We start from the raw sequence: 19,037 nt of genomic DNA, 5'->3' as shown, positions 1-19,037 counted from the left end.
CGCCCCGCAGGCCCCCGGCGCGCACGGCCTGCGCGCCTTCCAGCAGAGCTACGGCCTGCCCGCGACCGGCCGGGTGGACACCGCCACCGCGCAGCTGCTCAGGTCGGCCCCGGACAGCGAGCTGCGGGTGTTCTTCGCCGCCCCGGCCGACCTCGGCCCGGAGCAGCTCGCCCACGCCCGGTCGGTCATCGGCGTCGGGAAGGGGGCGGAGCTCTCCGAGGAGGCCCAGGTCATCGCACTGATGACGGCCATGCAGGAGTCGAAGTTCGTCAACTACACGTCTCCGGTCGACCATGACTCGCTCGGCGTCTTCCAGCAGCGTCCCAGCATGGGCTGGGGCACACCGGCGCAGATCACCCATGTGCCGACCGCGTCGAAGTCCTTCTACGGGCTGCCCTCGCCCAGCGCCAATCCGGGGCTGCTCCAGATCGACGGCTGGGAGTCGATGGAGCCCGGCGACGTGTGCCAGGCGGTCCAGCGGTCCGCGCACCCGGACCGGTACGCGCAGTGGGAGGACTTCGCCCGGGACCTGCTGGAGCAGGAGGGCCCGGACGCCGACCCGATCCCGTAGGGAAAGCAGAGCCGGTCCCGTGAAGCGGTGGGGGCCGCCCCGGTGCGGGGCGGCCCCCTCGGCCATCGCTGGTGTCAGCAGCCGCCGCAGTTGTAGTACGTCACGTCCCAGTGGTTGCCCTCGTCCGCGTAGATGTTGCCGGAGCCGGACTGGTACTGGCGCGCGCCGTCGCCCCGCGTGCCGATGTAGGTGAAGGTGCCGGTGACGTAGTTGTTCAGGCAGGTGCTCTTGCCGAAGTCGAGCTTGTAGCCGTTCCAGTGGGAGTACGTGCCGCCGGCGTGCCCGGTCTCCGTGCCGCCGGTGATGTTGAGCGCGCAGCCGGTGGCGCTCTTGAGGGTCTGCGCGCCCTGGGCGCTCGCCAGGTTGAGCTGGTCGAACGACGTGCAGGTGGGAACGTTCCGGTTGGAGCAGCCACCGGAGGACGACCAGGTGACCCCGGACGAGCTGAACCGGGAGGTCGCCTGCGCGTGGGTCAGCTTGGTCACGGCGTGCGCCTCGGTGGCGCCGCTGCCGAGAGCGCCGATACCGGGCGCGAAGAGGGCGCCGAGGACGAGGGCCAGGGCGGTGAGGGCGGAGCGGAGTCGTGGACGGGTCACCATGGGGGGATTCCTCCTGCTCATGACAAATCAGGGGGCGTACGGACACAGGGCCGCGCACGCCGGGCAGGGAGATAGTGCCCGAGTTCTACGCGCGTCCGCCAGAGGGCGGCACACCTCGGGGACCGTTGCCCCACTCCGCGCCGCGCACTCGATCGAGGGAACCCGGACCCCAGATGTTGAACTTTGAACTAGATGGGGTTACAGTCAAACTCGTTGAAGGTTGAACAACACCTTCGGCACCGCTCGATCCGTCCCCGTAGCGCATCCCGAGGAGGAGCCATGGCTCTGTTCACCCGCAAGTCGACCGCCGCCCCCACCGTCACCGAGGCCCCCGCGGTGGACCCGGCGCTGGCAGCCCTGACCGGCACGTACACCCTTGACCCCGCGCACAGCAGCATCGGTTTCACCGTGCGCCACGCGATGGTCACGAACGTGCGCGGCTCCTTCGGCGAGCACGAGGGCACCCTGGTCGTCGACGGCACGGACCCGGCGAACTCCTCCGCCTCCATCGACGTGAGGATCGGCAGTGTCGACACCGGCATCGCCGACCGCGACGGCCACCTGGTCAGCGGCGACTTCTTCGACGCCGAGAAGTTCCCCCTCATGACGTTCCGCTCGACCAAGGCCGAGCAGCTGGGCGGCGAGGCGTACCGGATCACCGGCGACCTGACCATCAAGGACGTCACGCGCCCGCTCGCCATCGACCTGGAGTTCAACGGCTCCGCCACCGACGTCTACGGCAACGAGCGCGTCGGCTTCGAGGGCAGCGCGGACATCCTGCGCTCCGACTGGGGCCTGACCTGGAACGCGGCGCTGGAGACCGGCGGCGTGATGGTCAGCGACAAGGTGAAGCTGACCTTCGACATCTCCGCGATCAAGGCCGCGGCCCCGGCGGCCTGACGCCCCCGGCCGCCGAGCGCGCCCACCCGGTCACACAGCAGCGCCCCGCACCCGGTTCTCCCGGGGACGGGGCGCGCGGTGCGTTCGGAGCTACTTCGCGACCTTCTCCGCGAAGAGCGGGACGACCTTCTCCAGCGCGTACGAGACGGACAGGACCGAGTCCGTGGCGAACGCCTGGGAGATGTCCTTGTCGTCGAAGACGAGGTCGTTGCCCGCCTTGACCGACGGGACCGCCTTGTACAGCGGGTCGCCGCTGATGTCGGTGGCCGGGATGCCGATCGGCGCCATGACCGTGAGGTCGGCGTCGAGCATGTCCAGGTTCTCCTTGGAGACCGGGACGGAGAAGCTCTCGCCGGCCTTGGCCTCGGCCTCCGGGTTGTTCTCGAAGCCGAGTCGCTCGACGAAGTCGACGCGCCCGGTGCCGCCGACGTAGACGCCGAAGCCCTCCGAGGTGCGCGAGCCGAGGGTGATCGTCCTGCCCTTGAACTCGGGGTGGGCCTTCGCGGCGGCCTCGAACTTCTTCTCGGTCTCCGCGATCAGCTTCTCGCCCTTCTCCGGTACGCCCAGGGCGGCGGCGATCATCGTGGTCTGCTGTTCCCACGAGAGCTTGTACTGGTCGCCGCCCTTGGGGACGCCCACGGTCGGGGCGATCTTCTTCAGGGTGTCGTAGCGGGTCCGGTCGCCGCTGGACTTGGTGTCCAGGATCAGGTCCGGCTGGAGCGAGGCGATCTTCTCGAACTCCGGCTCCATCGTGCCGATCAGCTCGGGCTTCTGGTCGTACATGCCCTTGGCCCACGGGCCGACGCCCTCGCCGCCGAACGGCAGCCAGTCGCTGGCCCCGACCGGCTGGCCGCCGAGCGCGAGCACGGTCTCGGCATCGCCCCAGCCGAGGGCGACGACGCGCTTGGGCTGCTTGTCGACGGATACCTCGCCGAACTTCGTCGCCACCTTCGCGGGGAAGGCGCCCGCGGAGGCCCCTTCGGAGGCGGAGGCGGAGCTGTCGGAACCGTCCGACGAGCCGCAGGCCGAGAGACCGACGAGCAGGGCGGCGACAGCGCCGGCCGCGAGGACGGGGGTGCGGCGGGGGCGCCGGGCGCGGGGAGCGGAAGCGTTCATACCCTTTAGGTTAGCCTCACCTAATGACAACGGTGCCACCGGGTCGGCCCGCGTGGATCCTTACGTGGCCCACGCGGACCCGTCCGTGGCTCAGGCGGCCGGGTCCTTCACATGGTGGCGGCCCAGTGGCACGACCATCGGGGTGGCCGACGCCGGGTCCTCGATCACCGAGCAGCGCATCCCGAAGACCTCGCCGACCAGTTCCTCCGTCACGATGTCGACCGGCCGGCCCTCCGCGACGATCCGCCCCGCCTTCATGGCGATCATGTGGTCCGCGTACCGGCACGCCAGGTTGAGGTCGTGCAGCACGGCCACCATGGTGACGCCCTGCTCGCGGTTGAGGTCGGTGAGCAGGTCCAGGACGTCCAGCTGATGGCTGGCGTCGAGGAAGGTCGTCGGCTCGTCCAGCAGCAGGATGTCGGTGCGCTGGGCGAGCGCCATCGCGATCCACACCCGCTGGCGCTGACCGCCGGACAGCTCGTCCACCGACCGGTCGGCGAGTTCGAGGACGTCGGTCGACAGGAGGGCCCGCGCGACCGCCTCGTCGTCCTCGGCGCTCCAGCGGCGGAACCAGCCCTGGTGGGGGTAGCGGCCGCGTCCGACCAGGTCGGAGACGGTGATGCCCTCCGGGGCCGTGGGGCTCTGCGGCAGGATGCCGAGCACGGCGGCGACCTCCTTGGTCGGCGTCTCCTGGATGGACCGGCCGTCCAGGAGCACCGCCCCGGCGGAGGGCGCCAGGAGTCGGGCCATCGCCCGCAACAAGGTCGACTTCCCGCAGGCGTTGGGGCCGACGATGACGGTGATCCTCCCGGGCGGCACGGCCACGCTCAGACCGGGGACGATCTCGCGTTCGCCGTAGCCGAGCCGGACGTCCCGGGCTTCCAGAGTGTGATCGGCCACGAGGGGGCCACGCCTTTCGTCGTTCTTCTGAACTGTCTCTTCCGTCCCTGTCCGCTTCGCCATGTCAGCCCCCGCTGCCGACGCGGTTGGCGCGGGCGAGGAGCAGCAGCAGATACGGGGCGCCGATGATGCTGGTGACCACGCCCACCGGCAGCTGCACGGACGGCAGCGCGTGCTGCGCCGCGAAGTCGGCGACCAGGACCAGCAGCGCCCCCGTCAGGGCCGCCTGCGGCAGGGCCGCGCCCCGGCCCGGGACCAGGCGGCGGGCGATCGGGGCGGCGACGAACGCCACGAACCCGACGGGCCCTGCGGCGGCGGTCGCGACCCCGGCGAGCGCGGTCGCGCAGCCCAGCAGCGCGAGCCGCCCTCCCTCGACCTTCGCGCCGAGCCCGGCGGCGGCGTCGTCCCCGAGCTGGAGGGGGCGCAGCGCGTGGGCGGCGAGGACGGTGAGCGGGACGAGGACGCCGAGGGCGATGAGCAGCGGCCACACCTGGCCCCAGGAACGGCCGTTGAGGCTGCCCGCGAGCCAGCGGAACGCCTCCTGCGCGTCGGTGACCTCGGAGCGGGCCATCACGTACCAGACGATGCTGGAAAGGCCCATGCCGACGCCGATCCCGACGAGGACCAGACGCTGGCCGGCGATTCCCTGCCGCCAGGCGAGCAGGTAGATGGCCGCCCCGGCGACCAGCGAACCGGTGAGGGCGCTCGCGGAGAGGGCTAGTCCGCTGACCTGGAAGAGCAGGGCGGCGGTGACGGCGACCGCGCTGGCCCCCGCGCTGATGCCGATGAGGTCGGGGCTGGCGAGCGGGTTGCGCAGGACGGTCTGGAAGACGGCTCCGGAGAGGCCGAATCCCGCGCCGACGAGGAGCGCGAGGAGGGCGCGGGGCAGCCGCAGTTCCAGGACGACGAACTGTGATCCGCCGTCGCCGCCGCCGAACAGAGTGGCGACGACCTTCCCGATCGGCATCACCATGTCGCCGAAGCCGAGCGAGACGCCGAACATGACGACCACGGCGGCCAGCAGGGCCGCGCCGACGAGGACGGAGCGCCGGAGGCTCCGGCCGCGTACGGCGGACACCTGGCGTACGGCGTCGGCGAGCCGCTCCCTGTCCGCGCGGGCGGCTTCCTCGGCGAGAACGGTCTCCCGGCTCACAGTTCCACCAGCTTCCTGCGCCGGACCAGCCAGATGAACGGGATGCAGCCGATGGCGGCCGTGATCACGCCGACCTGGACCTCTCCGGGGCGGGCGATGACCCGGCCGACGATGTCGGCGACGAGGAGCATGACCGGGGCGAGGACCATGCTGTACGGGAGCACCCAGCGGTAGTCGGGTCCGGTGATGAGGCGGGCGGCGTGCGGTACGGCGAGCCCGACGAAGCCGATGGGCCCGGCGACGACGGTGGCCGCGCCGCAGAGGATCACCACGGCGAGGGCGGACACCATGCGGATGGTCCCGACGCGCTGGCCGAGGCCGCGGGCCAGGTCGTCGCCGAGGGAGAGGGCGTTGAGCTGCGGTCCGAGGGCCAGCGCGAGGACGACGCCGGCCGCGATGAACGGCGAGACCTGCCACAGCACCTCGGAGGACCGGGCGGTCAGCGCACCGAGCTGCCAGAACCGGAACTGGTCGTAGCTGCCACGGTCCTGGAGGAGGATCGCGCTGGTCACCGAGGTGAGCACGGCGGCCGTGGCGGCGCCCGCCAGGGCCAGCTTCACCGGTGTGGCGCCTTCCCGCCCGAGCGATCCGACCCCGTACACGAGGAGGGCGGCGAGCAGCGCGCCGAGGAAGCCGAACCAGATGAACTGGGTGGCGACCGTGAACCCGAGCAGGGTGATCGAGCACACCACGGCCACGGACGCGCCCGCGTTGATGCCGAGGAGCTGGGGGTCGGCGAGGGGGTTACGGGCGACGCCCTGCATCACCGCGCCCGCGAGGCCGAGCGCGGCCCCCGCCAGCAGCCCGGCGACGGTGCGCGGGATGCGGACCTCCTGGACGATGAGCTGGCCTTTGACCGAGGTGTCCGGGTCGAGGACCCCGTCGACGACGTCCCGGAAGGGCACGTCGCCGGAGCCGATGGCGAGGCTGGCGACGACGGTGAGGAAGAGCACGGCGAGGGCGGCGAGCAGCCCGAGGGCGAGAACGGGCCGGCTGCGCTTGCGCCGCGTCTCCTTGCCACTGCCCGACGGCTTCTCCTTCGCCAGGAGGGCCGGGGCGCTCACGACCCGGCCACCGGGGCAGCCGGAATGCGGTGGTGCACTGTTCGTTCCTCAACCCTTGCTCGTCGGCGCTGGGCTCCCCTCGGGCACGGGTGACGCCCTCGTCGGCCGGTCCACCCCGGACGGGGAGCACAGGGGGGCCCAAAGTAAGGTCACCCTAACAGCGCCTCTTCGACCGTGCGCTGCCGCACCCCACGAGCTCCGGAGCACTTCCTTGTCGTACGCCGCCGACCCCGCCGCCCCCGCCACCGGCCCGCTGGCCGGGGCCGTACCCCTGGGCTCGGCGGACGAACTGCGCGAACTCCTGGGGACCCCGCACCCGATCGTCATCGACAAGGTCCACGACCGGCTCACCGACGACGACCTGGACCTGCTGGCCCGCTCGCCCCTGTGCACCATGGCCACGTCGGACGCGGCCGGCAACTGCGACGCCACCCCGCGCGGCGACTTCCCCGGCTTCACCCATGTCCTGGACCCGGGCACCATCGCCCTCCCCGACCGCCCGGGCAACCGCCGCGCGGACAGCTTCCACAACATCCTGGCGAACCCGCGCGTGGGCCTGCTCTACCTGATACCCGGCGCGATGGACGTCCTGCGCGTCAACGGCCGGGCCCGCATCGTCACGGACGCCCCGTTCTTCGACGCGATGACGGTGAAGGGCCAGCGCCCGAAGCTCGCCCTGGTCGTCGAGATCGACGAGATCTTCCGCCACTGCCCGGCGTCGCTGAAGCGCTCGGGGGTGTGGGCGCCTCAGACGTGGGCGGGGGCGGAGACGACGGTGTGACCGGCGGGCGATGCGCTGTCACTGACGCGTGAAGCGGAGGTCGGAGGAGCAGACTTGGTCAAGATCGGCGATACAGAGGGACCGCCCTGCGTCGATGACGCTGAGGTCGACGTGACACCCGCCCCCTGCGCTTTCCGGAAACCTCACCGAGATGAGGCTTCCTTCGGAAGCTTCCGACGAGGTATGCAAGGATTCGCCCGCTTCGTCCATCGCGACGTAGAACGACCACTTCCCCACGCCGCCGTCGCCGCAGTTCTCCTCGCCCGAGTCGGAGAAGCCATGGGTCCTGACTTCCCGATCGGCGGAAAAGCGCATCGAATCGCCGCCCGAGCTTTTCCACGAACCCACCAGGTCACCCCGATTGATCGCATGGAGGGTTTCCGCACTGCCGCAGCCGCCGGCGAACAGCAGCACGGATGACACCAACGCCACCGCGCCAAGAGCACGTTTCCTGTTCGTCGACCTCACTGCTCTCTTACTTTGCGTTCACGGCGGCGCAGAAGCGTTCGCCCGCCCCGAAGGCCGGCGGTGCGCACGTGCGCTGTGGCGTCTGCCGGCGTCGTGGGCTCTCCGGCCGGATCGTCGCGCGGCCCTCCGGTGGGCCGGCTGCTCGTCCACGGATCCTACGGAGACAGCGATCTCGGGTGCAGCGGCCCCCGGGTCCCGGATCCCAGGCGCTGGACCCGGGGCCCTAATTCCCGGGTCTCGCTACGACGCGTCGGCCGGGGCGGGCTCCCGTCGCATCGCCCACAGCGCCGGGCCGCCGCCGGGCAGTGCCGCCTCGCCCAGTACCGTGAAGCCGAAGTGCTCGTAGAAGGGCAGGTTGTCCGGCTTGGAGGACTCCAGGTAGACCGGCAGGCCCGCCGCGTCCGCCTTGGCGAGCCCGGAACGCAGCAGCACCGCCCCGTGCCCCTGGCCCCGGGCGGCCGGGTCCGCGCCGAGAACCGCGAGGTACCAGTGCGGCTCCTTGGGTCCCTGCTGGGCGGCGGCCTGGACGGCCTCCCGGAACAGGGGAGCCCGGTCGCCCAGGATCTCCTCCAGCTCCGCGACGGTCTCCGCGTCGGGAACAGCCTTGTCCTGCCCCTCCGGCGACACCCAGAAGGCGGCCGCCGACGCGGTCCGCTCGCACACCCCGTGGCGTCCGTACTGCCGGGTGAAGATCGTGGCGAAGTAGCGGACCAGGTCGGGCTCGCGCGAGGCCCCGCCGGGGAAGAACCACCCCATCATCGGGTCGTCGGCGAAGGCGCGGGCCAGGGTGCGGCTGATCGACGGGGCATCGTCGGGCGTGGCCGCCCGCGGCGTGTTCGATATCGACATACAGGTCATTCTGCACCGTGATGATCTTGAGCGGTGAGGGGGGTGGCGAGACCAACGGGCGTTCGGCCAGGCCTGTGCGACCACGCGTACGCCGCCGGCTCCTCCTCTCGGTGAGCGACGGTGAGGCGCGCGGCACGGAAGCTTTGAACAGCACCCCCTGCTCCCCAGCGGATGAAGGATCGGAACATGATGGGCCAGCGATCTGTCCTGTTGCCGGTCTGCCTGGGTGTGCTCGGCTGCCACACCGCCCCGGCCTCCCTCATGTTCCTCTGGTTCCTACCGGTGTTCGCCGACGGAATCGGCCCGGGGTCCAGTGGTGGCGGCACTTCCGAGCTGATCGCCGGTGGGAGTTCCTCTTCGGTGCGGTGGTGGCCGGGGCCAATGCTGTCGCCGCCTTCAGAGTGTTCCGTGCTGCCCGCGCCGGCCGGAACGTGACCCGCCTTCTGATGGTGCCGGGCGGGATCCAGGTGGCCGCCACGGCCGTGGCGTTGTTCGTCGGCCTCACCCCGCTTCTCCTGACGGCGCTGCCCGCACTGCTCCTTCTCCCACTCTGCTACGGCGTGGAGCAGCGCCCGGCCCGTGACCGGCGGCACGACCCCCGACCGCCTCACAGGGCCTCCGCCAGGTCGACCCACTAGGGCCTGTATCTGGTCGTGATCAATCTGTGGGAGCACCCACGTCCCGTGGCGCGATCTGGTGGATCGTTATGCATGACGCGGGTTCAACTGTCGTACAAGCGTGGGAGTTCATCGAGCCGTGGCCACCACGGCAACCCCGCGCACATGGTCGGTCGTGGCCGAGGCGCCGGCGATACCCTCCCCGCATGGATCGGCGACTGGCCGCGTACGCGGTGTGCATCGAGGACGGGCGGGTGCTGCTCGCGCTCGCGGTGGGGCCGGGCGGCGAGCGGACGTGGACCCTTCCGGGCGGCGGGGTCGAGCACGCGGAGGATCCGTACGACGCGGTGATCCGGGAAGTCGCCGAGGAAACCGGTCTGGAGGCCGTGGTCGAGCGTCTGCTCGGCGTGGACTCGCGGGTGATTCCGGCGGCCGAGCGCCGCCGGCCCGGTGCGCCCGAGCTGCAGAACGTCGGCGTCTTCTACCGTATGCGCGTCACCGGTGGCCGACTGCGGCCCGAGCCGAACGGCGACACCGCCGAGTCGGTGTGGACCCCGTTGCCCGAGGTCGCCCGCCTGCACCGGTCGTCGCTGGTGGACGTCGGGCTCGCCCTGGCACGGACCCTTCCGCCCTCCGGGCACGTCGCCCCCGTCCCGGTCGGCGGCCTGATCCACCACTGAGAGCGATCAGGTCCGGATCATGCACGGCCGGTCAGGAACACCAGGACCGGACCCAGCACCACGACCACCAGAGCCACCACCGCGGCGACGGTCACCAGCACCAGCAGCCCGCAACTCCCGGCGAGGCCCGCGTGCACCTTCGCCTTCAACCCCTCGGCCTCGGCGTCGGGGTTCCTCTCCGACTCCTCGCCGCCGTACCAGTCGTACCGCCGCATCGCTTCGCCCCCCTGCGATCGCGGTCAGCATAGAACCGGCGACCAGGGCGTCCTCTCCCGGCCCATGGCCCGGGGAGGAAACGGCAAGGCCCTCGCCCCGTCGGTCCGACGGAACGAGGGCCTTGCCGTACGGCCGGGCCGCCTTCAGGCCTTGTGCTGCATCGACGAGCGCGCCGGGTTGCCCTGCTCGCCGGCCTTCGGGTCCTTCTCGCCCGCCTTGGCGCGGACGCCCTGCTCGACGCGCTTGCCGAGCGTGGCGTCCACGTTCGTCCAGTACTGGAACGCCCGCTGGAGGATCGGCTCGGTCACCCCGTTCAGCAGGTGGCCGACGATGTTGTCCACCAGCCGGTCCCGCGCCGCGTCGTCCAGGACCTCGCGGACCATGGTGCCCGCCTGACCCCAGTCGTCGTCCTGCGCGTGGTCGACGTAGGCGGCCCGGGTGATGTCGCCGTCCGCGTACCAGCTCGGCGGGGCGCCGTAGCGCTCCGTGTCGGCCGCCGGGCCGCCCTTGGAGTTCGGGGCGTAGACGGGGTCGGTGGTCTTCCGGTACGCCATCGCCCCGTCCTTGGAGTACGTGTGTACCGGGGCGACGGGAGCGTTGACCGGGAGCTGCTGGTAGTTGGCGCCGATGCGGTAGCGGTGCGCGTCCGCGTAACTGAACAGCCGGCCCAGCAGCATGCGGTCCGGGCTCGGGCCGATACCGGGGACGAAGTTGTTCGGCTGGAAGGCCGCCTGCTCGATCTCGGCGTGGTTGTCCGTGGGGTTGCGGTTCAGCGTCATCCTGCCGACCTCGATCAGCGGGTAGTCGCCGTGCGGCCACACTTTGGTCAGGTCGAACGGGTTGAACCGGTAGTCCTTCGCGTCCTCGTACGGCATGACCTGGACCTTCAGCGTCCAGCTCGGGAACTCACCGTCCCGGATGTGCTCGAAGAGATCACGCGTGTGGTAATCCGTGTCCGCCGAGGCCATCTGGTCGGCCTCGTCCTGCGTGAACGTCTCGACGCCCTGGTCGGTCTTGAAGTGGTACTTCACCCAGAACCGCTGACCCTCGGCGTTGATCCACATGTACGTGTGCGAGGTGTAGCCGTTCATGTGGCGCCAGGTCCGCGGGATGCCCCGGTCGCCCATCAGCCAGGTGACCTGGTGGGCCGACTCCGGCGAGAGGGTCCAGAAGTCCCACTGCATGTCGTGGTCGCGGAGGTTGTTGTCCGCGCGGCGCTTCTGCGACCGGATGAAGTGCTGGAACTTCATCGGGTCCTTCACGAAGAACACGGGGGTGTTGTTGCCCACCATGTCGTAGTTGCCCTCGCTGGTGTAGAACTTCACCGCGAAGCCGCGCGGGTCCCGCCAGGTGTCCGGGCTGCCCCGCTCCCCCGCGACGGTGGAGAACCTGATGACCAGGTCGGTCGTGGTGCCGGGCTGGAAGAGCGCGGCCTTCGTGTACCGGGAGACGTCCGCGGTCACCTCGAACGTGCCGAAGGCTCCGCTTCCCTTGGCGTGCGGCTGGCGTTCGGGGATGCGTTCCCGGTTGAACTGGGCCATCTGCTCGATCAGGTAGGAGTCCTGGAGCAGGATCGGCCCGCCCGGGCCGACGGTGAGCGAATGCTCGTCGCTCTCCACCGGGGCGCCGGAGTCGGAGGTGGTCGGCTTGCGAGAGGTGTCGGTCATGTCGTCGTTTCCTCTTGTTTGTCTTCCGCAGACGTGTCGGCGATGGCTCCTGCTACGGCTGCCCTGCTGACCCACTGCCAATGTAGGCAAACATGGACGAATTGACTCGTTGAGGAATCGCTCCCTCCCGAGCCCCCTGCCGCGTCGGCGGGACCGCCGTCCCGGCGCGCTCGTGGCGCCCGGAGCCCTCCGCGTATCCCCGATGCGGAAGCTCACACATCGGCCGGGCCCGGTTGCCCCAGGGGCCCCGGCCCTCTCCCGGGGTCCGTTCATTCGCCCGCACGCGTTACGCCGGACGGGAACGGGGGGAGCGCCGGGGGCGGACGTGCCGACGACACCGCTGCCGACGGAGCCGACTGAGTAATTCGCCCCTCCCCGCTGAGTACGACACCGCCTCGGCCCACGGGCCCCCACCGTGCGATTCTTCACCCCACGGAGCCGGGGGGCTCCGGTCACCGGTCTTCGGTGATGGGGCGGGACGGGGACGGAACCATGGATCTGTTCGATGCGGAGCTGGGCGGGCGGGACGAGCCCTCGGCGGGCCCCGGGGGCAGTTGCTCCTGGGTCACCGCCGTGATCCTGGGGGTTCTGGTGCTGCTGGCGGTGCTGGTGCACACGTTCTTCGGGTGGGCCCGCGACCTCCTCGGGGCCCTGATCCCGTAACGGCGCCCGCGCGCGCAACGCTCAGCCGCGCCGCCGCGCCTCCACCGCGTCACGGGTGTCCTCGGCGATCAGGTCGCCGTTGATCGCCCCTGCCGCCATGAGGCCGGCCGCGGCGGCGCCGATGACCTGCTCGGTGAGGCGGGTGACGTTCCCCGCCGCCCAGACTCCGGGGGCCTCCGTCGCGCCGGTCGGGTCGGTGGGGACGTACGTACCGATCACCTCGCCGCCCACCTCTTGGGCGACCGGGACCAGCCCCAGCGATTCCAGCACGGCCGAACGCGCGACGAAGCGCGCCTGGACCACCAGCGCCTCGCGCGGGATCACCCGGCCACCGGTCAGCCGTACGCCGGTGAACCGGTCGTCCGCGACCTCCAGGCCCGCCACCTCGCCGTCCACCACGGCCACGCCGCGGGCCGCCAGCTCCTCGTACTCCTCGTCCGTCGGCTCCGGGCCCGTGTGGCGGAAGAGGGTGACGTCCTCGCTCCACTGCCGCCACATCAGCGCCTGGTGCACGGCGAGGGCCCCGGTGGCGAGCACGCCGATCGGGCGGTCCGCCACCTCGTGGCCGTGGCAGTACGGGCAGTGCAGCACCTCGCGCCCCCAGCGCTCCGCCAGGCCGGGCACGGGCGGCAGCTCGTCGACGAGCCCCGTCGTCACCAGCAGCCTGCGCGCCTCGACGCTCCGGCCGTCCTCCGTCGCCACCCGGAAGCCCCGCTCCCCCGGCAGCCGCTCGGCCGAGGCCACCCGGCCCTCGACGATCTCCGCCCCGTACCCGGCGGCCTCGCCCCGGCCGATCGCCAGCAGCTCGCCGGGCGGGGTCGACTCACGGCCCAGGTAGTTGTGCACATAGGACGCGGGCGCGTTACGGGGCTCGCCCGCATCGATCACCAGGACCGAGCGCCGGGCCCGCGCCAGGGTCAGCGCCCCGCTCAGGCCGGCGGCCCCGCCGCCCACGATGACCACGTCGTACCGCTGCTGCTTCATGTCGTCACTCCTCTTCGCCATGCGGACCACCTCCGGTTGATGACGAGCGTGCGCCCACAAGGCCAAAACGACAAACATCCTTGCCGAAACGGCAAGTCATTCGATGCTGAACTCGCACCACACGATCTTGCCGGGGTTCCGCTCCCCCACCCCCCATGTGTCCGCCAGCGCCTCGACCAGCAGCAGCCCGCGCCCGCCCTCGTCGTCGGGCCCCGGCAGCTCGCCCGCCGGGCGCACCTCGCCGTCGCCGCTGTCGTGCAGCTCCACGCGGAGCACGTTCTCGATCCGCTCCAGGTAGATGTGGACCTTGAAGCCACGCCCCGGCGGTACGCCGTGGCGGAGGGCGTTGGTCGCCAGCTCGGTCACGCAGAGCAGCACATCGTCCGCGCGCTTCTCGCACTCCCACTCGACCAGAGCCTTACGGGCGAACTTGCGTACGACCGGGATCGACCTGCGCTCACGGCAGTAGAAGGCGGCGCGGTAGTACGGGAGTTGGGTTGTCTCGTTCATGCTTCCACGCTCACACGCTGTAACTAGGCTTCAGCAGAGACCAGAGACGTACAAAAGGTTTTGTACGGGTTCTGACGGGTTGACAGCGGGATCGGAACGGGGAGAGCCACGTCATGCAACCGGGAAAGCAGAGCGGCATCAGGCGAGTCACTTCATGGCAGCTGGTCGGGGCGCAGTTGCGCCACTTCCGCAAACTCACCCGGCTGACACAGGCCGCCCTCGCCGAGCAGCTCGGGGTGGGTGAGGACACGATCGCTTCGATCGAGCAGGGGCGTCGGGCTCTTCAGCTGGACCTGGCCATCCAGCTCGATGAACTACTGCAAACCAAGGGTGCGTTGCGGGTCGCGGTGGAGCGGATTCCACGGAAGGAGCGCTATCAGGCGCTGGTCAAGGACTTCGTGCAGTACGAGCAGAACGCGGTGAGCCTGCTCTGGTACGAGTCCCAGCTCGTACCAGGACTGCTCCAGACCGAGGCGTACGCCCGCTTCATCTTCGGCTGCGACTATCCGCCGCTCGAAGAGGAGGAGATCGAGCAGCGGGTGGCGGACCGGCTCGGCCGCCAGAAGATCCTTGAGCGCAAGCCCCGGCCGATCCTGCACTTCATCCTGGAGGAGAGCATCCTGGACGCCCAGCTGGGCGACCCGGAAGTGATGCGGGAGCAACTTCTGTACCTGCGGCGTTGCATGGACCTGCCGTTCGTCACCCTTCAGATCATGCCCCGCACCACCCTTCAGCACGCCGGGCTCGCGGGGCCGCTCGTCCTGCTGGAGACCCCCGACCACGACGGGCTCGCCTACATCGACGGCCAGCTGCGTGGAGAGCTGTACGACGAGCCAGCCGACGTCAGCGCTCTTATGCAGCGGTATGGGATGCTGCGTTCCCAGGCGCTCACCGTCGCGGAGAGCACCCGGCTACTGGACGCACTGCTTGACGCACTGCTTGGAGAGACATGCCCCGCGCAGCACACCCCGCCCCCGGCCCGACGGCCCTCCACTGGTTCAAGTCCAGCTACAGCAACGGCGACGGCGGAGCCTGCGTCGAAGTCGCCGCCCACCCCGCCGCCGTCCACGTCCGCGACTCCAAGGTGACCGGCGGCCCCGTCCTCACCGTCGAGCCCGCCGCCTGGAGCGCCTTCGTCCACGGCAGCGCGGCCGCCTGAGCCGTACCCGTACCCGTACACGTAAAGAGCCCGCCCCGCCCCCGGCCACCAACGCGGCCGAAAGCGGGGCGGTTTCCGTCAGCGCGGACGGGATGATCAGTAACGCACCCACAGCTCGTACACGCCCGGCTTGCCCGCGAACGGGTTGCAGATGAAGACGCGGCTCCAGAGAGCGTTGTCAGCGCCGGCGTTCCCTACGGCCTGGCACTCCGCCAGGCTGCCGTGATGGCTGCGGAGGAAGAAGCCGGGGCCCGTCGCGGAGGCGGTCGAGGCGGTGCCGAGCAGCATCGCGCCGGCGGTCGCCACGGTCACCGCGAGAGCGGCTATACGTCTGTGCATGTCGGTAACTCCCTTTTCAGTCAACGCACATGGCTGTGCATCAGTGAATGGTCAGAGCCGAACCGATCAGCGCGCGCCGCCGAGAGAAAGCTAGCGAGCCGAGCGCGCCCGCACAATAGGTCTGGACCAATAAGGCATCGCATATGCCCCATGGCCGTAAACCTGTGTCGTGCCGCATATTTCGTGCGGCTCACTCAGCCCCCGGCGGTCCGCTCCACCGGGATCCACAGCTCCGCCTCCGCCCGCTTCCCCTCATCCGTCAGCCGCACCCGCAGGATCTCCGGGCCGGGCCGGGAGGCGTACGGGTTCGACGGGAACCACTGGGTGAAGACGTCCCGCCAGAGGTACTGGAGGGCCCCCGGGAACTCGCCCTCGCTCTCGAAGACCGCCCAGGTCCCTGCCGGTACGGGCAGGGCGTCCAGGTCCTCCGGAGCCTCCGCGCTCGTCACCACCCCGTGGTAGTAGTCGAGTTCGGTGCCTTCCGCGCGGCTCGGGTCGAGCTGGTCGCTCACCCCGACGATCCCGGCCGGGTCCTGGTCGGAGAGGGCCGCGATGCGGTCCAACGCCTCCCGGCCGATCCCCCTGATGAACTCCGCGATGGCCGGATTCGGCCCCTCGTGGATCAGCGGGACACGTGCCCTCTTTCCGACCACCTGGAAGGCGTCCTTCTCCACCAGCCTGTACCGCATGTCACTACTCCCTTCGACGACGAGTCGGAAGGTCAGTCGTTGCTGGGACCGCAGAACCGCACCGCTCCGCCGGGCCTCGCCGGGGCCGATGCCGTGCACGGCCCGGAAGGCGCGCGCGAAGCCCTCCCCCGTGTCGTAGCCGTACCGCACCGCCACGTCCAGCAGCGTCCGGCCGGGGTCGCCGAGCACCTCGGCCCCCGCGACCGTCATGCGGCGGCGACGGATGTACTCCGACAGCGGGAGCCCCGCGAGCGCGGAGAACATCCGGCGGAAGTGGTACTCCGACGTCGTCGCGATCCGCGCGAGCTCCGCCACGTCGATGCGCTCACCGAGATGCGCCTCGATGTGCTCCATCGCGTCGTTCAGCCGTTCCAGCAACCGCTGACTCCTTCCCTTGCTCGTTCACCGTAGGAAGGGGCCATCCTGCCGGACCCGACCATCCGTGCCCGGATCGGTCGGTCGGGTCCGGCGAAGGGCTACTTCCCGGGCTTCGCCATCAGCTCCACCAGGGACGAGAAGCTGTCCGCGCCGTGCCCCGCCTCCACGCCCCGGCGGAACAGGTCGACGACAGCGGCCGGGAGGGCGGTGTCGACTCCCGCGTCGGCGTTGGTCTGCAGGACGTGTTCGACGCTCGCCATCCCCATGGCCAGGCGGTCCACGTCGCCGACGTGCACTCCCGCGTCGATGCGGTCGGCGTAGAAGGCGAAGAACTGCGCGAGGGAGTTCGCCGTGTCGTCGGCGTGCGGCAGGAAGTCGGCCGCCGTCAGGCCGTTCGCGCGGGCAAGGGCGACGGCCTGCCAGTAGCCCAGCATGGCGGTCCAGAACATCCCCACGCCGAGCTGGTAGAGCAGCGCGGCACGCCCCGGGTCCTCGCCGTGGTGCTCGGCCCGGCCCGTCAGCGCTTCGAGCACCGCCCGGTGCCGATCGAACACTTCGCGCGGCCCGCTGTAGAAAGTCGACGACTCGGGCTGCCCGATGCCGGACGGAGGCGAGTTGACACCGCCGGTGAGCTGTACGGCACCGTGTCCGGCCGCCCAGCGCGCTCCGGCGCGGGCCTCCTCGGGCGTGGCGGAGGTGAGGTTGAGCAGGACCCGGCCGTCCAGGGCCTGCGTCGCGGGCTCCAGTACGGCGGTGACCGCCGCGTAATCCGTGAGGCTGATGATGACCACCTCGTTCGCCGCGACGGCGTCGGCGGGGCTCTGCGCGAGGGTCGCCCCTCGGGCCACCAGGTCGTCCGCGCGGGAGGCGGTGCGGTTCCAGACGGTGACCGCGTGTCCACGGTCGAGTAGGACCGAGGCCATCGCCCGGCCCATGGGGCCCAGCCCGATGACGGTGACCGCGTTCTGTGCGCTGTTCATTGCCTGCCTCCAACAGGTCGGCCAGGGAAGAGGGTCAGGCCTCCGGCCCCGACTAAAACGATCGCTCTATTCAGAGCATGCCGAGAAGCTAGCACAGCTCTAGAACGAACGCTCTACCCAGTGCCCGCTACAGTGACGGCATGCAGACCAGCACCCGGGACCGGATCGTCGTGGCGACCGCACGCCTCATCCAGCGGCAGGGCTACGTCGGCACCGGCATCAAGCAGATCGCCGCGGAGTCGCAGGCCACGCTGGGGTCGATCTACCACTTCTTCCCGGGCGGCAAGGAGGCCGTCGCGGTCGCCGCGATCCGGTACAGCGCGCAGGAGTTCGCAGAGCTCCTGGAGGCGGCTCTGGACGGCGAGTCCGACCCGGCGGAGGCGGTGGTCTCCTGCACCCGCCAGTTGGCCGCCGGGCTCAAGGAGTCGGGCTGGGTCGACGGCTGCCCGGTGACGGCGGCTGCCCTGGAGACGCTCGGGACCGGCTCGGAGCTCCAGCAGGTCTGCGCCGACGCGCTGAACGGCTGGGAGGCGCTCGTCCGGGACAAGTTGCTGGGCTGCGGATTCCCGGCGGGGGCCGCCCGGGAGCTGGCGACCACCGTCATCAGCGCCGTGGAGGGTGCCGAGGTCACCGCCCAGGTCAACCGGAGCGAGGAGCCCCTCCTGGCGGCGGGCCGGCAGCTGGCCCGCCTCGTGAGGTCGTACGGGGTCGATACGCCGGGCCACTGAAGTACGACCGGTACGCCGGGGTACGGCCAGTGCGCCGGGGTGCGACCAGCACCCCGGCGTCGCGCCACCGCCCGGCCGGGTGCCGGGATCGGGCGGTTTCCGGGCGGTTGCCAGGTTCGCGGTCGACCGGCGAGGGTGGCCGGGTGGCCTTGCTGCTGACTCGTTCCCGGATCGAACTGGCCGTCGCCATGGGGACCATCGGCACCAGCGGTCCGGGCGCGGACGCCGCGCACGCCACTCCCGGGCAGGTGCTCCACGGTGAGCGGGCCGGTCGCGAGAGCAGCGACCAGATCACCGTCTACGCCCCCCTCGGGCTGCCCTGGCAGGACCTCGCCCTGGCCTGGCCCGTCTACCGGGCCGCCGCCGGAGCGGGCTCCTGCCCGCAGATCGACTTTCTGGCCTGACCGGGGGCTCACGGTTCCGGCCCGACCGGGGCCGCAGGGTCGGCCGGGCCCGTCGGCGGAGCGCGGGGAACAGGAACGGGGATGGGGGCGACCTTTCGGTCGCCCCCATCCCCGTTCCCAGCCGGTTCAGCTGAGCTGGGCGCCTTCCACGGTGCTGGTGACCGTGCCGGCGGTGGAGGTGGTGGCCCCCGCCGCGCCGTCGATCAGCGTGCCGAGCTCGCCGACGTTGTCCAGCGCGCCCAGGCTGACGGGCGGCTCGGCGGCGTGCGCGGTGTCCCCGCCTCCGGGGGGCGGGGAGATGGCGGCGATGACCGCTCCGGTGGCGAGGGTGACGGCGGCGAGTACGCTTCGCTTCTTCATGCCGGGTTCAACGGCTCGGACCCCGCAAAGGGCACGCCCCGATCGAGGATCACCGTCTCCGTGACGGCCGCCATACGACGGAGTCGGTGTCCGCGCGGCGCAGTTCTCCCACCGTCAGCACGCCGGCGGCGGCACCGGCGGCCAGGTGAGCGCGGCCGGCACCAGGGCGGCCGCCGCGCCGCCGTTCAGCTTGAAGCTCCGTCTCATGGGCCGGAGCCCGGCACAGCGTCCGGCCAACGGTCGCCCCCGCCCCCTCTCCCAC

General features: G+C 71.1%; 23 protein-coding genes and 1 pseudogene. 9 read left to right on the top strand and 15 right to left on the bottom strand.

The features are described from left to right. The coding region (locus tag HET64_RS22770; RefSeq protein ID WP_215108399.1) for a peptidoglycan-binding domain-containing protein at window positions 1–571 on the top strand (571 nt) is incomplete at its 5' end. 74 nt (window positions 572–645) lie between these two features. Here the strand turns inward: HET64_RS22770 and HET64_RS22765 are convergent. After that, complete coding sequence (locus tag HET64_RS22765; protein ID WP_215108397.1) at window positions 646–1,170, bottom strand: hypothetical protein; 525 nt, start codon at window positions 1,168–1,170, stop codon at window positions 646–648. A 279-nt stretch (window positions 1,171–1,449) separates the two neighbouring features. Between HET64_RS22765 and HET64_RS22760 the strand changes: the two genes are divergently transcribed. After that, window positions 1,450–2,070, top strand: coding sequence for a YceI family protein (locus HET64_RS22760; protein WP_215108395.1), 621 nt, complete (start codon window positions 1,450–1,452; stop codon window positions 2,068–2,070). Window positions 2,071–2,160: 90 nt separating this feature from the next. Here HET64_RS22760 and HET64_RS22755 read toward each other — a convergent pair whose 3' ends face one another. The 4 genes from HET64_RS22755 to HET64_RS22740 form a co-directional block, all read right to left on the bottom strand. After that, window positions 2,161–3,186: an iron-siderophore ABC transporter substrate-binding protein gene (locus HET64_RS22755; protein ID WP_215108393.1), complete on the bottom strand. Its 1,026-nt coding sequence runs from the start codon at window positions 3,184–3,186 to the stop codon at window positions 2,161–2,163. A gap of 90 nt (window positions 3,187–3,276) precedes the next feature. Beyond that, window positions 3,277–4,086 (bottom strand): ABC transporter ATP-binding protein, encoded by an 810-nt coding sequence (locus HET64_RS22750; protein ID WP_215108391.1) that lies wholly within the window; start codon window positions 4,084–4,086, stop codon window positions 3,277–3,279. 64 nt (window positions 4,087–4,150) lie between these two features. Continuing rightward, window positions 4,151–5,239, bottom strand: a complete 1,089-nt coding sequence (locus HET64_RS22745) for an iron chelate uptake ABC transporter family permease subunit (protein ID WP_215108389.1) — start codon at window positions 5,237–5,239, stop codon at window positions 4,151–4,153. Beyond that, window positions 5,236–6,303 (bottom strand): iron ABC transporter permease, encoded by a 1,068-nt coding sequence (locus tag HET64_RS22740; protein WP_215108387.1) that lies wholly within the window; start codon window positions 6,301–6,303, stop codon window positions 5,236–5,238. The genes HET64_RS22745 and HET64_RS22740 overlap by 4 nt, the downstream gene beginning before the upstream one ends. A gap of 211 nt (window positions 6,304–6,514) precedes the next feature. Here HET64_RS22740 and HET64_RS22735 point away from each other — a divergent pair, with 211 nt between their 5' ends. Next, window positions 6,515–7,084, top strand: a complete 570-nt coding sequence (locus tag HET64_RS22735; RefSeq protein WP_215108385.1) for an MSMEG_1061 family FMN-dependent PPOX-type flavoprotein — start codon at window positions 6,515–6,517, stop codon at window positions 7,082–7,084. 18 nt (window positions 7,085–7,102) lie between these two features. Here the strand turns inward: HET64_RS22735 and HET64_RS22730 are convergent, their stop codons facing one another. Next, complete coding sequence (locus HET64_RS22730) at window positions 7,103–7,498, bottom strand: hypothetical protein (RefSeq protein ID WP_215108382.1); 396 nt, start codon at window positions 7,496–7,498, stop codon at window positions 7,103–7,105. A gap of 294 nt (window positions 7,499–7,792) precedes the next feature. Further along, window positions 7,793–8,410: a GNAT family N-acetyltransferase gene (locus HET64_RS22725; protein ID WP_215108380.1), complete on the bottom strand. Its 618-nt coding sequence runs from the start codon at window positions 8,408–8,410 to the stop codon at window positions 7,793–7,795. An 814-nt stretch (window positions 8,411–9,224) separates the two neighbouring features. On the opposite strand from HET64_RS22725, the gene HET64_RS22720 reads away from it, so the two are divergent. Beyond that, a complete protein-coding gene (locus HET64_RS22720) occupies window positions 9,225–9,698 on the top strand; it encodes an NUDIX hydrolase (RefSeq protein WP_215108378.1) in 474 nt (157 codons plus the stop codon). Between the two features lie 17 nt (window positions 9,699–9,715). On the opposite strand, the gene HET64_RS22715 is transcribed toward HET64_RS22720, so the two are convergent. Together HET64_RS22715 and HET64_RS22710 are read right to left on the bottom strand one after the other, a co-directional pair. Then, window positions 9,716–9,913, bottom strand: coding sequence for a hypothetical protein (locus HET64_RS22715; RefSeq protein WP_215108376.1), 198 nt, complete (start codon window positions 9,911–9,913; stop codon window positions 9,716–9,718). 144 nt (window positions 9,914–10,057) lie between these two features. After that, complete coding sequence (locus tag HET64_RS22710; protein WP_215108374.1) at window positions 10,058–11,581, bottom strand: catalase; 1,524 nt, start codon at window positions 11,579–11,581, stop codon at window positions 10,058–10,060. Between the two features lie 492 nt (window positions 11,582–12,073). Between HET64_RS22710 and HET64_RS22705 the strand changes: the two genes are divergently transcribed. Continuing rightward, on the top strand, window positions 12,074–12,244 hold the full coding sequence (locus HET64_RS22705) for a hypothetical protein (protein ID WP_215108372.1): 171 nt from the start codon (window positions 12,074–12,076) through the stop codon (window positions 12,242–12,244). A 21-nt stretch (window positions 12,245–12,265) separates the two neighbouring features. On the opposite strand, the gene HET64_RS22700 is transcribed toward HET64_RS22705, so the two are convergent. Both HET64_RS22700 and HET64_RS22695 read right to left on the bottom strand, forming a co-directional pair. Then, window positions 12,266–13,249: an NAD(P)/FAD-dependent oxidoreductase gene (locus HET64_RS22700; RefSeq protein ID WP_251145709.1), complete on the bottom strand. Its 984-nt coding sequence runs from the start codon at window positions 13,247–13,249 to the stop codon at window positions 12,266–12,268. A 75-nt stretch (window positions 13,250–13,324) separates the two neighbouring features. Further along, the gene (locus HET64_RS22695) at window positions 13,325–13,738 is read right to left on the bottom strand and encodes an ATP-binding protein (RefSeq protein ID WP_215108370.1); all 414 of its coding nucleotides are present in this window, start codon (window positions 13,736–13,738) and stop codon (window positions 13,325–13,327) included. A gap of 113 nt (window positions 13,739–13,851) precedes the next feature. Between HET64_RS22695 and HET64_RS22690 the strand changes: the two are divergent. Together HET64_RS22690 and HET64_RS39210 are read left to right on the top strand one after the other, a co-directional pair. Beyond that, window positions 13,852–14,646, top strand: a pseudogene (locus HET64_RS22690) (Scr1 family TA system antitoxin-like transcriptional regulator); the annotation flags it as partial. Window positions 14,647–14,687: 41 nt separating this feature from the next. Beyond that, the gene (locus HET64_RS39210; protein ID WP_251145708.1) at window positions 14,688–14,897 is read left to right on the top strand and encodes a DUF397 domain-containing protein; all 210 of its coding nucleotides are present in this window, start codon (window positions 14,688–14,690) and stop codon (window positions 14,895–14,897) included. Between the two features lie 96 nt (window positions 14,898–14,993). Here the strand turns inward: HET64_RS39210 and HET64_RS22685 are convergent, their stop codons facing one another. The 3 genes from HET64_RS22685 to HET64_RS22675 form a co-directional block, all read right to left on the bottom strand. Then, window positions 14,994–15,236, bottom strand: a complete 243-nt coding sequence (locus tag HET64_RS22685) for a hypothetical protein (RefSeq protein WP_215108366.1) — start codon at window positions 15,234–15,236, stop codon at window positions 14,994–14,996. Between the two features lie 194 nt (window positions 15,237–15,430). Continuing rightward, entirely contained in the window at window positions 15,431–16,303 is an 873-nt protein-coding gene (locus HET64_RS22680; RefSeq protein ID WP_215108364.1) for an AraC family transcriptional regulator, read from the bottom strand. A 98-nt stretch (window positions 16,304–16,401) separates the two neighbouring features. Then, entirely contained in the window at window positions 16,402–17,283 is an 882-nt protein-coding gene (locus tag HET64_RS22675) for an NAD(P)-dependent oxidoreductase (RefSeq protein WP_215108362.1), read from the bottom strand. Window positions 17,284–17,423: 140 nt separating this feature from the next. Here HET64_RS22675 and HET64_RS22670 point away from each other — a divergent pair, with 140 nt between their 5' ends. After that, window positions 17,424–18,011 carry a TetR/AcrR family transcriptional regulator gene (locus HET64_RS22670; protein WP_215108360.1) on the top strand — a complete coding sequence of 196 codons (588 nt, stop codon included), beginning with the start codon at window positions 17,424–17,426 and terminating at the stop codon, window positions 18,009–18,011. A 149-nt stretch (window positions 18,012–18,160) separates the two neighbouring features. Then, on the top strand, window positions 18,161–18,415 hold the full coding sequence (locus tag HET64_RS22665; RefSeq protein WP_251145707.1) for a hypothetical protein: 255 nt from the start codon (window positions 18,161–18,163) through the stop codon (window positions 18,413–18,415). A gap of 126 nt (window positions 18,416–18,541) precedes the next feature. Here the strand turns inward: HET64_RS22665 and HET64_RS22660 are convergent, their stop codons facing one another. Then, on the bottom strand, window positions 18,542–18,775 hold the full coding sequence (locus tag HET64_RS22660; protein WP_215108358.1) for a hypothetical protein: 234 nt from the start codon (window positions 18,773–18,775) through the stop codon (window positions 18,542–18,544). Window positions 18,776–19,037: the final 262 nt, after the last annotated feature.

It is taken from the genome of Streptomyces sp. McG3 (assembly GCF_018619185.1).
Lineage (GTDB): Bacteria > Actinomycetota > Actinomycetes > Streptomycetales > Streptomycetaceae > Streptomyces.
This window is presented reverse-complemented; position numbering and strand designations above follow the sequence as displayed.